Source organism: Actinomycetospora sp. C-140 (assembly GCF_054796175.1).
Genome location: NZ_JBTWNF010000007.1, coordinates 289,170 through 302,364, shown reverse-complemented (window position 1 = coordinate 302,364; position 13,195 = coordinate 289,170). Strand labels below are relative to the sequence as shown.

General features: G+C 75.7%; 6 protein-coding genes and 1 pseudogene. 5 read left to right on the top strand and 2 right to left on the bottom strand.

Features of this window, described 5'->3' with window-relative positions; genetic code table 11:
* Positions 1–337 (top strand): annotated as a pseudogene (locus ACR9E3_RS14580) (phosphoglycerate dehydrogenase); the annotation flags it as partial.
* A 65-nt stretch (positions 338–402) separates the two neighbouring features.
* Here ACR9E3_RS14580 and ACR9E3_RS14575 read toward each other — a convergent pair.
* Positions 403–2,019, bottom strand: coding sequence for a heparan-alpha-glucosaminide N-acetyltransferase domain-containing protein (locus ACR9E3_RS14575; protein WP_460381005.1), 1,617 nt, complete (start codon positions 2,017–2,019; stop codon positions 403–405).
* A gap of 341 nt (positions 2,020–2,360) precedes the next feature.
* Here ACR9E3_RS14575 and ACR9E3_RS14570 point away from each other — a divergent pair, with 341 nt between their 5' ends.
* Genes ACR9E3_RS14570 through sbnB form a run of 3 tightly spaced genes read left to right on the top strand, consistent with a single transcriptional unit; the run spans position 2,361 to position 10,892 of the window.
* A complete protein-coding gene (locus tag ACR9E3_RS14570) occupies positions 2,361–7,223 on the top strand; it encodes a Pls/PosA family non-ribosomal peptide synthetase (protein WP_460381004.1) in 4,863 nt (1,620 codons plus the stop codon).
* 31 nt (positions 7,224–7,254) lie between these two features.
* Entirely contained in the window at positions 7,255–9,843 is a 2,589-nt protein-coding gene (locus ACR9E3_RS14565; RefSeq protein WP_460381003.1) for an amino acid adenylation domain-containing protein, read from the top strand.
* Positions 9,844–9,863: 20 nt separating this feature from the next.
* Entirely contained in the window at positions 9,864–10,892 is a 1,029-nt protein-coding gene (gene sbnB, locus ACR9E3_RS14560; protein WP_460381002.1) for a 2,3-diaminopropionate biosynthesis protein SbnB, read from the top strand.
* A gap of 3 nt (positions 10,893–10,895) precedes the next feature.
* On the opposite strand, the gene ACR9E3_RS14555 is transcribed toward sbnB, so the two are convergent.
* Positions 10,896–11,501 (bottom strand): FHA domain-containing protein, encoded by a 606-nt coding sequence (locus ACR9E3_RS14555; RefSeq protein WP_285656242.1) that lies wholly within the window; start codon positions 11,499–11,501, stop codon positions 10,896–10,898.
* 97 nt (positions 11,502–11,598) lie between these two features.
* Here ACR9E3_RS14555 and ACR9E3_RS14550 point away from each other — a divergent pair, with 97 nt between their 5' ends.
* Positions 11,599–13,173 carry a serine/threonine-protein kinase gene (locus tag ACR9E3_RS14550; protein ID WP_460381001.1) on the top strand — a complete coding sequence of 525 codons (1,575 nt, stop codon included), beginning with the start codon at positions 11,599–11,601 and terminating at the stop codon, positions 13,171–13,173.
* Positions 13,174–13,195 lie beyond the last annotated feature (22 nt).

Here is a 13,195-nt window from a genome sequence, read left to right as displayed (position 1 = left end):
GGCCCAGGAGGAGATCGGCGGCTTCGTCGCCACCAAGCTGCTGGCGTTCCTGTCCACGGGCCGGACCGCGTTGTCGGTGAACATGCCGGAGGTGTCGCTGCCGGTCGCCCCGAGCGCGTTCCGCACGGGCTACCTGCACGAGAACACCCCGGGGGTGCTGGCCGGGATCAACCAGATCCTGCTCGACAGCGGGGTGAACGTGGTCAGCCAGGCCCTGTCGACCCGCGGCGAGCGGGGCTACGTGCTCACCGACACCGAGGCCGCCGTGCCCGAGCAGGCGCTGGCCGAGCTGCGCCGCTCCCCGCACACCGTGTGGCTGCGGACCTGGACACCCTGAGGCCCTGACGCCGGCCGCGGGGCCGGCGCCAGGGCGTGTCGGTCAGGGCCGGCAGTGCCGGGGCGTCACTCGCCCTCGTCCGCGGCGTCGCCCGTGTCGCCCTGCTGGGTGGGCGCGTCCTCGTCGGCGGACCCGTCCGTCCGGCCGACCTCGGGCGCGTCCCCGGGGGCGTCCTCGACGGCGGAGTCGGGCCCGTCGACCTCCTCGCTCGTGGAGGTGCCGGCGTCGGACGCGTCGTCGGTCCGGCCCGCACCGGCCGCGAACGCGCCGCCGACGATGATCGCGAGCACCACGAGGGCGACGAGGCCCGCCCGCCACGGACGGGACGCCGCGGGGCGGCCGGCCGACGAGCGCGGGGCGGGGGCGGCGACGTCGGTGAGCGTGCTGACCCCGGCCTCGAGGGGACCGCGCCCGACGAAGCGCTGCCAGAGCAGGCCGACGCCCAGGGCGACGACGACCTGGGCGAGGTAGAGCGCCCACGGGTCGGCCCCCGTCGCGAGGCCCGCGACGACGACGTGCAGGGAGTAGAAGGTCAGCGTCATCGCGCCGGCCGCGGCCAGCGGGGCCCGCGCGGCGTCGACGACCCGGGCCCACGGGGACGTGCCGCCGTGGGCGACGGCGCGGTCGAGGAGCAGCATGGCGCCGAGCACCGCCAGCGACGTCCCGACCGTGCGCGCGAGGTCGAGCGGGGTCGACGAGTGCGCGGTGTCGACCGCGAGCCACCACCACGTCGTGGCCGGGGTGACGCCGTTGGGGCCCTCGGTGAGCGCGGCCTGCAGCTCCTCGGCGGGCAGGCCCGGGTTCGCCAGGATCGCGTCCAGGCCGCCGAAGGTCGCCAGCGCCAGCTTCGAGACGACGGAGGCGGCCACGACGAGCACGACACCGGTGCCCGCGAGCAGGGCGGCGGTACGGGTGCGGGACAGCGTGCAGCGTCCGACCGCCATGCCGACGCAGAGGTAGGTCAGCCAGGGCCAGATCGGGTACGCGCCGGTGAGGAACAGCGTGCCGAGCATGCCGGCGGGGTCGGTCGCGAGCGCCGAGAACGACGGGTCGAGCAGTTCGGGCGCCGGCGGCATGCCCTGCCGCACGAGGTGGCTCGTGACCGGGGCGACCACCGCGAGCACCGCGCCGAGCGCGAACAGCACGCGCGTCGGGAGCAGGATCAGCGGGACGGCCAGCAGGAACATCACCCCGTAGTAGGTCAGGATGATGTCGACGTCGCCGAGGGCCGCCTGGCCGAGCGCCAGGCCGAGCACGCCGACCGCGAGGCCCCGGACCGCCAGCCGGACGGCGTGGGTCCCGAACGTCCCGGCCCCGAGCGTGACCTGCCGGCGTCCGGTGAGCAGCGAGACCGACACCCCGACCAGGAGCCCGAACAGGGCCGCCGAGGTCCCGCCGGCGAGGAGACCGACGGTGGTGAGCGCGCCGTTCTCGGACGTGGGGAACGTGTGGACCGCGATCATGCCGAGCAGGGCGAGCCCGCGGGCCATGTCGATCCCGCGGACGCGCGCCCCGGGACCCTTCGTCGCGGTGTCGCGGACCAGGGGCAGCCGGACGGTGGGCGCGTCCGCCATGCCACCGGCCGGCGCGACCGTCGGACGGTGGAACGGCGCCGTCCCGGGTGCCGCCGGCCCCGGTCGCGCCAGTCGCGGGTCACGCGGCAGAACGGCGGTCCTGGTCATCGGAGGACTCCTCGGAGCTCGGCGAGCGGTACGAGGAACAGCCTCTCGGGCACGGGCGGCGGCGGACATCGCCGCGGCGTCAGCGTCACCGCCGGTCGGGGCCACAGTTCTGTCACCTTGGAGTAAGGCGGCCACGGTGGGGCTGCGGCGGGGTCACGTCACGGACTCGATGACGGAGGGTGCCCAGATCGGGGCGAGTCGTCGTCTCCAGGGCGAGATGCGCGATCAACATTAGCTCATTCGAGTGAAAGTAGGCGCGGCGCCGACGCCGGTACGTGACGATGTCGTGGTCTCGCGCACACCCGCGCGGGGAACGTCATGCCAGGAACGTGGGGGTCGCCATGGTCGCCGGTGCCACGCACGGCGTCGCCATGGCGCAGCCGGTGCCGCCGCCGACGCGGCGCCGGTGGACCGGGACCCGACGCCGTTACGGCCCGGGCCTGGGCTCCGGCACCGGCCCGCCGCCCGCCCCCGCCGACGAGCGGATCGACCGGGTCGTCGAACGGACCTGCGACGAGCTCCGCCGCCACGGCCGCGCGAACGCCGTCGCCGCCGAGACCGCCGACGGTCCGATGTCCTACGTGGAGCTCGAGACCCGGGCCGCGCGGCTGGCGCGCTACCTGCGGCGGCGCCGGATCGCCGCGGGCGACCGGGTGGCGCTCCTGCTCGACCGGCCCGACGACACCCTCGTCGCCCAGCTCGCGACCGCGCGGATCGGCGCCGTCTGGGTCCCGCTCGACGTGCGGCTCCCCGACGAGGCGCTCGCCGCCGTGCTCGAGGCGGCCGGCGCGGGCATCGTGCTGACCACGACCGACGTCGCGTCCCGGCTCGACCGGTCCGACGTCGACGCGATCTACCTCGACCGCGTCCGGACCCGGGTCGAGGAGGAGGACGCCCAGCGCCTGACCGACGCCGAGCGCGGCTCGGTCGTCGGGACACCCGCGTACGTCGTCGTCCACGCGGCGGATCGCTCCGCCGGCGCCCACGGCGGCCTGCGCGCGACGGCGGTCGGGCACGACGCGGCCGTCGCCTTCCTCCGCGGCGCGGGGGGACTGCTCCAGATCGGGCCCCAGGACCGGGTCCACCACGATCCGCGGGCCGGCTCCGACCTCGCGGTCCTCGAGACGTGGCTCGCCTGGTCGGGTGGGGCCACGGTCGTCACCGCACCCGCGGGGCCGCCGCTGCGCGGCGCCGAGCTGGGCCGCCACCTGCGCGACCAGCGCGTGACGGTCCTGCGGGCGACGGCCGAGGAGCTGGACGGCGTGGAGGAGACGCTGCCCGACCTCCGCCTGCTCGTGCTGTCCGGCACCGACCGGCCGCGGAACCTCCTCGCCCGCTGGCAGCGACCCGGACGCCGCGTCGTCGGCATGCACGGCGCGCCCGAGACGACGGTCGCCGCCCTGTGGACCGAGCTCGGTCCCGACGGCCCGGCGTCGTTCGGACGCCCCCTGCCCGGCTACGGGGTCGTCGTCACCGACCCCGCCGACCCGCGGCGCGTCCTGCCGGCCGGGGGGATCGGCGAGATCGGTATCACCGGTCCGGGGGTGGCGCGCGGGTACGTCGGCCGCCGGGAGCTCACGGCCGGGGCGTTCGTCCCCCCGCCCGGTGGCGGGCCCGCCCTGATGTTCCGTACCGGCGACCTCGGCCGGGTCACGCCCGCGGGCGACGTCGAGCGGATCGCGCGTCTCGACGGCGCGGGCGGCCGGGGCGAGCGGATCGCGCCCTCGGCGGTGAAGCTGCCGCCCCGCCCGGCACCCCGGCGGTCGCGGCGCACGACGGTCATGTCGCTCCCGTCCCCCTCGATCGAGGAGCCGCTGCCGGTCGAGGAGCCCGCGGACGACGAGGCCGGGCCCGGCGAGGACGCGCGGCCGGCGAGCGGTGCCGACGCCACCCAGGGCACGATGCCGCATCCGGCGCCGACGCCCGAGGAGCCGCCGGAGCCCCTGGAGCCCCCGAAGACCCCGGACGCCCCGGGACCGGAGAAGTCACGGAACGCGGTCGACGCGCCGACCACCGTGGTCCGGGCGACCCCGCCCGTGGCCGCACCCCCGACACCGGCGCGCCCCACCGCGGCTCCCCCGACGCCGGCCGCCCACGCACCGGCCGCCCCGCCGCCGGCCCCGCCCGGGCGACGGCCCACGACGCCCGGTCCCGCGACGCCCGGCCCCGGCACACGCCGCCCCGGTGCCCCCGGTCAGGGCGCCCCCGGTCAGGGCACCCCCGGCCCCGGGACTCCCGGTCCGGGCATGCCCGCCGCGCGCGGACCGGCCGCGCCCGCGTGGCCGGGACCTCCCGGCCGACCCGGTCCGCCCGCCCGGCCGGGTGCGCCTCCCGCGCCGGGTGCGCCCGGCCGACCCGGTGCACCTGGTCGACCGGGCGGGCAGGGACGGCCGGCCCCGGCCGGACCGGCCGCCGGCCCGCCGGCGGCGACCCGGGTGCCGGCCGCCGCGGTCGGGGCGGCCGCGGCGAGCGCACCGGCGGCCCCCGCGGCAGGCGCGGCTGCTCCGACCGCCGCTCCGGGGGCCACCGAGGCGCTCCTGCGGGAGATCCTCGTCGAGATCCTGGGCGGTGCCGACGTCTCGCGGGACGGCCACTTCTTCGACGACCTGGGCGCGGACTCGCTGCTCATGGCGCGCTTCTGCGCGCGGATCCGCAAGCACCCCGACCTGCCGTCGGCGGCCATGCAGGACATCTACCAGCACCCGACGCTGGCGAAGCTCTCCGTGGCCCTCGCGCCCGCCGCGAAGCCGGCGGGCGGCGGCGGGACCGCGCAGGCGACCGCGGGCCTCGGCGCGATCCTCGCCGAGGTCCTCGAGCGCCCCGACGTGCCGCCCCACGCGAACTTCTTCGACGAGCTCGGCGCGGACTCGCTGCTCATGGCGCGCTTCTGCGCGCGCACCCGCAAGCGCGACGACCTCCCGTCGGTCGGGATGCCGGACGTCTACCGGAACCCGACCATCGCGAGCCTCTCCGCCGCCCTCGACGGCGGCGCCGAGCGCGACCGGGAGCGGTCCGCGCCCGCCGGCCCCGCGGTGACCGAGGCCGACGAGCCCACCGGCCCGCGCGCGGGGACCACGGCGTTCGTGCTGTGCGGCGCGGCGCAGCTCGTCTGCGTGCTGGCCTACAGCTACATCGCCGCCTACATCCTCGTGTGGGGCTTCGAGGCGGTCACGACGTCGACCGGGATCGTGAACGGGTACCTCGGTGCCCTCCTCGCCGGTGTCGTCGGCTTCGTCGTGCTCAGCGTGGTGCCCATCGCCGCGAAGTGGGTGCTCATCGGGCGGTGGCGGCCCGGGTCGATCCGTGTGTGGAGCCCCGCCTACCTCCGGTTCTGGGTGGTCAAGACGCTGGTGCGCACCAGCCCGATGGTGCTGTTCAACGGCACGCCGGCGTTCGCGCTCTACCTCCGTGCGCTGGGGGCGAAGGTCGGGCGCGACGTCGTCTACCTCGGCGGGCAGGTCCCGGTGTGCACCGACCTCTTCAGCATCGGCGACGGCAGCCTCGTGCGGAAGGAAGCGGTCATCGCCTGCTACCGCGCGCACGACGGCAAGATCGAGATCGGCGGGGTCAGCATCGGCGCGAACGCCTTCGTCGGCGAGGCCACGGTGCTCGACGTCAACACGGCGGTCGGCGACGGGGCGTCGCTCGCCCACAGCTCGTCGCTGCACGCCGGGCAGGCGATCCCGGCGGGGGAGGTCTGGCACGGCTCACCCGGACGCCGCGCCGACGGCCCGCTGCCCGCGGTGCCCCCCGCCCCGGGGAGCCGGCTGCGCCGGATCCTCTACTCGGCGGTGCTCGTCGTGGTCGCCCTGGTCATCGCCTCGCCCGCGGCCCTCGTGGTCGCCGGCATCCTGTTCTCCCTCGTCCCGCTGTTCGCCACGCTGTTCGCGCCCCCGCCGGGGGTGCTGGCCTCGGTGGGCTTCCACCTCCAGCTGCTCGCGCTCAGCGGCCTGCTCTACTTCGGCGCGCTCGTCCTGGGCCTGGCCGTGGCCACGACGGTGCCGCGGCTGCTCGCGATCTGGGTCCGTCCCGACGTCGTCTACCCCCTCTACGGGGTCCGCTACTGGCTGCACCGCACGATCGGGGCGCTCACCAACCTCAAGCCGTTCGTCGAGCTGTTCGGCGACAGCTCCGCGATCGCCCACTACCTCGTGTTCATCGGTTACAAGCTCCGTCCGCTGGAACAGACCGGCTCCAACTTCGGGATGGCCGTCCAGCACGAGAACCCCTTCCTCACCAGCGTGGGCCGCGGCACCGTCGTCGCCGACGGCCTCTCGGTGATGAACGCCGAGTACTCCGCGACGTCCTTCCGCGTCTCGCGCACGGCGATCGGGGCGAACAACTTCCTCGGCAACAAGATCGCCTACCCACCGCAGGGCCGGACGGGCGACGACTGCCTGCTCGCGACGAAGGTGCAGATCCCGCTGCAGGGCCCGATGCGCCACGGCGTCGGCCTGCTCGGCTCACCGAGCTTCGAGATCCCGCGGACGGTCGCGCGGGACAGCGCGCTCGACGTGGCCGATCCCGGGGAGCTGGCCCGGTCGCTGCGCCGCAAGAACCGGCACAACGCCGTCTCCATGGCCATCCACCTGCTCGTACGGTGGATCTTCAGCTACCTGACGATCGTGAGCCTCGTGGCGGTCGCGTCGCTGCCGATCGCGGCCGGGCCCGGCGAGGTCGTCCTCGTCGAGCTGATCGGCATCGTCCTGCTGGTCGTGTGGTTCTCGCTGGTCCAGCGCTGCGTCGCGCCGCTGAAGGCGCTCATGCCCGGCGGTGCCTCGATCTACGACCCCGTCTTCTGGCGCCACGAGCGGTACTGGAAGGTGCCCGCCCCCGACTGGGTGCAGGCGTTCAACGGCACCCCTTTCAAGCCGCTCGTGTGGCGGATGCTCGGCGTCCACGTCGGCGCGCGGGTGTTCGACGACGGCGCCAACCTCACCGAGAAGGCGTTCACGACCATCGGCGACGACGCGACCCTCGGCGAGGGCTGCGTGATCCAGTGCCACTCGCAGGAGGACGGCGGCTTCAAGTCCGACCGCGTGGTGATCGGCGCCCGCGTCACGCTCGGCGTGTCCTCCTTCGTGCACTACGGCACGACGATCGGCGACGACGCGAAGCTCGCCCCCGACACCTTCCTCATGAAGGGCGAGGAGGTGCCGCCCGGCGAGTCCTGGGGCGGCAACCCCGCCCGTGGCCTCGACTGACGTGACCGACCCGAACCCCGAGGACGGACCCATGACCCAGCCCACCACCTGCGCGGTCACCGACGACACCCGGTGGCGCGCCGTCCTCGCGAGCGGCGCCACCGCCGTGCCGCGGTGGAGCCGCACGCCCGGCGCGCCCGGTGGGGACGCCGTCACGACCACGGTCGCCGTCCCGGCCGACCTCGCCGCCGCGGTGTCCGCGCAGGCGGGCCGCCTCGGGGCCGTCCCCGAGGCGCTCCTCCTCGCGGCGCACGCGCGGGTGCTGGCCGCTCTCACCGCCGAGCCCGAGGTCCTCGCCGGCGTCGCGACGGCCGGCCGGACGCTGCCCGCCCGCCTCGACACCGAGGTCGGCTCGTGGCGGGTGCTGGTCACCGCCGCGGCCGCGGCCCTGACCGGCCTCGCGGCCGCGGACCAGGTCGCCGACGAGGTGGGTCTCGCGCAGGCGCGACGCGACCTGGCCGGGCTCTGGCCCGAGACGGTCCTCGGGGTGGGGGCCGGGGACGGGCCCGTGCTCGAGGACGGCACCGTGTTCGCGATCGACCGCCCGGCCGACGACGTGCTGCGCGTCGTGCACCGGCCCGGCGCCCTCGACGTCCCGGCCGCCGAGCGGATCGCGGGCTACCATCTCACGGCACTCGGCCAGCTGTGCGCCGACCCGGACGCGACGCCGGGCGCGGCCGGGCTCGTCGGTCCCGAGGAGCTGGCCTTCCAGGTCGACGGCCTCGCTGGCCCGGTGCGCGAGCGTCCCGACCTCCCCGCCCACGAGATCATCCGGGCGCGGGCCGCCGCCGACCCGGACCGCGTCGCCGTGCGGCACGGCGACCGGTCCTGGACCTACCGCGAGCTCGACGAGGTCACCGACCGCGTCGCCCGCGCGATCCTGGCCCGAGGCCTGCCGCCCGAGGGGATCGTGGCCGTGGTCGCCGAGCGGACGCTCGACTGGGCCGCCTCGGTGCTCGGCATCCTCAAGGCGGGCGCCGCGTACCTGCCGCTGGAGCCCCACTTCCCTGCCGACCGCATCGCCACGGTGCTCACCCGGGCCGACGCGCGCCTCGTGCTGGGCGAGCGCGGCAGCACGACCACGCTCGACGAGGCCCTGGCCGGCCTCGGCGACGCCGCCCCGGAGCGCCTGCTCGTCGACGACGCCGTCGCCGAGGAGCACGGGGACGCGGTCCCGCGGGTCGACGTCGCCGGCGACCGGCTCGCCTACCTGTACTTCACCTCCGGCTCCACCGGCGAGCCGAAGGGCGCCATGTGCGAGCACGCGGGGATGGTCAACCACCTCTACGCCAAGATCGAGGACCTCGGGATCACCGAGGGCACGGTGGTCACCGAGACCGCCCCGCAGTGCTTCGACATCTCGCTGTGGCAGCTCGTCGCGCCGTGGCTCGTCGGTGGCACCACCGTCCTCGTCGAGCAGGAGACGATCCTCGACGTCCCGTCGTTCGTCGACCTCCTGGCCCGGCGCCGGGTCGAGGTCGCCCAGCTCGTGCCGTCCTATCTCGACGTCGTCGTGTCCTACCTCGAGCAGCTGGACGTCCCCGCGTCCGAGGCGCTGCCCGCGCTGCGGCGCATCGCGGTCACCGGCGAGGCGGTCAAGAAGGAGCTGGTGGCGCGCTGGTTCTCGGTGCGGCCCGACGTCGCGGTCGTCAACGCCTACGGCCTGACCGAGACCTGCGACGACACCAACCACGAGATCCTCACCGAGGTGCCCACCGGCGAGCGCGTGCCGCTCGGGCGCGCCGTCCCCAACGTGCGGGTCTACGTCGTGGACGAGGCGCTGCACCCGGTCCCGCTCGGTGCGCCCGGTGAGATCGTGTTCTCCGGGGTGTGCGTCGGCCGCGGGTACGTCAACGACCCCGAGCGCACCGCGAAGGCCTTCGTGGCCGACCCGCTGCGCCCGGGCGAGCGGCTCTACCGCAGCGGCGACCACGGGCGCTGGCTGCCCGACGGCAAGCTCGACTTCCTCGGGCGCCGCGACCACCAGGTGAAGATCTCCGGCTTCCGCATCGAGATCGGCGAGGTCGAGAACACCCTGCTGCGCGCGCCCGGCGTGCGGGACGCGTCGGTGGTCGTGGCCGAGCGGCCCGGGCGCGGCAAGCAGCTGGTCGGCTTCTACGGCGCGGCCGCGCCGGTGGAGACCGACGTGCTGCGCGCGACCCTCGGCGCGTCGCTGCCGGCGTACATGGTCCCGCCGGTGCTGCACCACCAGGAGACCCTGCCGCTCACCCCGAACGGCAAGATCGACCGCAAGGCGCTGACCGCCCTCGCGCTCGCCCTCGACGAGCCCGACACCGCCGACGCCGGCGCGGACGCGACCCCGCTGACGCCGACCGAGGCCCGGGTGGCCGCGGTCTGGGCGCCGCTGCTGGGCGTCGACGAGTCGGCGCTCGGCCGCGACACCCACTTCTTCGACCGCGGCGGCTCCTCGCTGCTCGCGGTGAAGATGGCCGTCGGGCTGAAGAAGGCCGTGAGCCTGCCCGAGATCGTCAAGCACCCCGTCCTCGCCGACCTCGCGGCGCTCATCGACGGCAAGGCCGCGCCCGTGGCGGCCGCCCCGGCCGAGGAGGACGAACCGACCGTGCGCCTCGAGCCCTCCGACCTCGCCCCGTCCTCGTGACCACCTCGAAGGAGCCTGTTATGTCGGTGACGGTGCCGCCGTTCGCGGTGATCCCGGGCGCACAGGTGGGGGAGGCGGTGCGCGGGCGCGAGCGCGACGTCGTCGCCCTCATGGAGGACACCTACCGCCTCCACGACGCCGGCCGGACCCACAACCCGCCCTCGTACTTCCTCACCTTCGACGACCGCCCCACGTCGCGGATCATCGCGCTGCCGGCGTCGGTGGGCGGGGACGTCAACGTCGACGGGATCAAGTGGGTCTCGAGCTTCCCGGAGAACGTGGCGGCCGGGGTGCCCCGCGCGTCGGCGGTGCTGATCCTCAACGACCACGACACCGGCTACCCCTTCGCGTGCCTCGAGGCGTCGATCATCAACGCCTGCCGCACCTCGGCCTCCGCCGCCCTGGCCGCCGACAAGCTGACCCAGGGCCGGGAGCGGCCCCGGCGCGTCGGCTTCTTCGGGGTGGGGCTCATCGCCCGGTACCTGCACACCTACCTCGCGGGGACCGGGTGGACCTTCGACGAGACCGGTGTGTTCGACCTGAAGACGGAGAGCGCCGAGGGCTTCCGCGGCTACCTCGAGACGCAGGAGGGCACCGGGGAGATCACGGTCCACGACGACGCCGAGTCGCTGATCCGCGGCAGCGACCTCGTCGTGTTCGCCACGGTGGCGGGCACGCCGCACGTGCACGACCCGGCGTGGTTCGACCACCACCCGCTCGTCCTGCACGTGTCGCTGCGCGACCTGGGGCCCGAGGTGATCACGGCGTCGACGAACGTCGTCGACGACGTCGACCACTGCCTGCGCGCGAACACGTCGGTGCACCTGGTGGAGCAGCAGACCGGCAACCGCGACCACGTCGACGGGACGCTGGGCGACGTCCTCGCCGGGCGGATCACGCTGCCGACCGACCGGACCGTCGTGTTCTCGCCGTTCGGCCTCGGCATCCTCGACCTCGCGCTGGGCAAGAACGTCTACGACCACGTCACGGCGACCGGCGGCCTGCACGTGGTCGACGACTTCTTCCACGAGCTGAAGCGCTACGGCTGAATGTCAGGTGAGGTCGGCGGGGGTGACCGCGCCCCGCTGCAGCGCCGCGTTGGCCAGCTCGACGCGGCGCCGCGTGCTCGCCGGGTCGAGCTCGAACTTGTCGTAGAGGCGCAGCAGGTGCTGCTTGACCGCGGCCTCGGAGACGACGAGCTCGGCGGCGACGGCGCGGGCCGTGGCGGGCTCGGTGAACACCGCGCCCGAGAACAGGGGCCGGCACAGGGCGAGCAGGACGTCGCGCTCGCGGCGGGTGAGCTCCGGGGGCTTCCGGGGGGCCGTCGTGGGCGCCGCCCGGCCCGCGGCGCCGCGGAACACCATCCGCGTCGCCCCGACCTGGATCGCGTCCCCGTGGCGCAGGGCGCGCTCGGCGATGAGCCGCTCGCCCGCCACGACGGTGCCGTTGGTGCTGCCGAGGTCGCGGATCGCCCAGCTCGCCCCGTAGGACTGCAGCACGGCGTGCAGGGACGACACCTGACCGTCGTGGTCGAGCACGACCCCGTTGCCCTCGTCCCGCCCGATCGTCATCGACGGCCCGGCGAGGAGGACCACCTCCACGCCCCCCGGCCGCCACACCTCGAGGAAGCTCGTCGCGCGCCCGGCGTCGCTGGTCACGCCTGTCCTCCTCGACACCGGGTGACGATCACCGACCGTCACATTCGAGTGAGAGTACGCCATACGGTCTATCACGTTCGAGGGTCCGTGCGACATAGTGTCATCAGCGACGACCAGCCGGAGGGGGGTGCCTCGGGTGACCGAACGTTTCGGACCCTATGAGCTACTCCGCGTGGTCGGTCGCGGCGGCATGGGTGAGGTGTTCGAGGCCCACGACACCGAGCACGACCGCATCGTCGCCCTCAAGCGTCTCGTGGCCGAGGCGGCCGGCGACGACGAGTACCAGCGGCGCTTCCGCCGCGAGGCGCGGCTCGTCGCGCGCCTGAACAGTCCGCACGTCATCCCGATCCACTCCTACGGGGAGATCGACGGGCGGCTCTTCCTCGACATGCGCCTCGTCGGCGGTGCCGATCTCGAGTCGGTCCTCGAGAAGGAGCGGCGGCTCCCGCCCGCGCGCGCGGTGGCGGTCGTGGAGCAGGTCGCGTCCGCGCTGGACGCCGCCCACCACGCCGGCCTCATCCACCGCGACGTGAAGCCGTCGAACGTCCTCATCGACGACGCGGTGGGCGCGCACGACTTCGTCTACCTCGTCGACTTCGGGATCACCCGCTCGGTGGCGGGCGACGAGAGCGCGCCGCTGACCGGGACCCGCATCCTCATCGGCAGCCTCGACTACATGGCCCCCGAGCGCTTCTCGGGCGACGGCGACCTGGGGATCGACGTCTACGCGCTGGGCTGCCTGCTGTTCGAGTGCCTCACCGGGAGCAGGCCCTTCCCGATCGAGGAACCCACCGAGCTCATGACCGCGCACCTGACCTGGACGCCCCCGACGCCGTCGCGCTCGGTCCCGGGTCTGGATCCGGCGTTCGACGACCTGATCGCCGCGAGCCTGGCGAAGGACCCGGCCGAGCGGCCCGCGAGCGCGGGCGCCCTCGCCGCGGCGGCCCGGGCGGCGCTCGACGCGGGGGCCGGGCGGGTCGTGCCGTCGACCCCGACCACGGCGCAGTGGCGCCGGGAGGCGGGCGATCCCGAGAGGGCCGCCGCCCGCCGTGGCGGCACCCAGGCCTCCGCCGCTCCCGCCCCGGCCGCCCCCGCCGCTCCGGCTCCCGACGCCGACGTCCCGACCACGGTCGTGCCCGCCACGCCGGTGGACGACCCGGTGAACGCCACGGCGGTCATGCGGCGCGCCGGGCGCCCGTCGGCCCTGAACGCCGCCCCCGGCCGGCGACCCGGGGGACCCGGCGGTCCCGGGGGCCCCGGAGGTCCCGGGACCCGCGGTGGTCCCGGCGCCCCGCCCCGTGACGCGGCCCGTCCGGGGTGGGTCGCCGCCCCACCGCGGGACACCGGGGTCCGGCGCCCGACCGGTGCCGCGCCCGTCGAGGCCCGGCCGGCCGGGGGCGGGCCACCGGCGCGGCCGCCGGCCCACGACGACGACAGGACGTCCGCGCTGCGGGTCCGCGACCCGCGGGCCGCGGGGCCGGCGATCCTCGACCCGACGTCGGGCTGGACCACCGACCCGGTCACGCCCGCCGACCCCGACCCGGAGGAGCCGACCGCCCGGCGGCGACCGGTGCGGACGGTGCTCCTGATCGTCCTGGCCGTCCTCCTCGTGGCGGCGGTCATCGCGGGCGCCGTGTACGGCGCCGTGCTCCTGACGCCCGCCGCGGGCTGAGCGGGAGGCCACGCGGTGCACC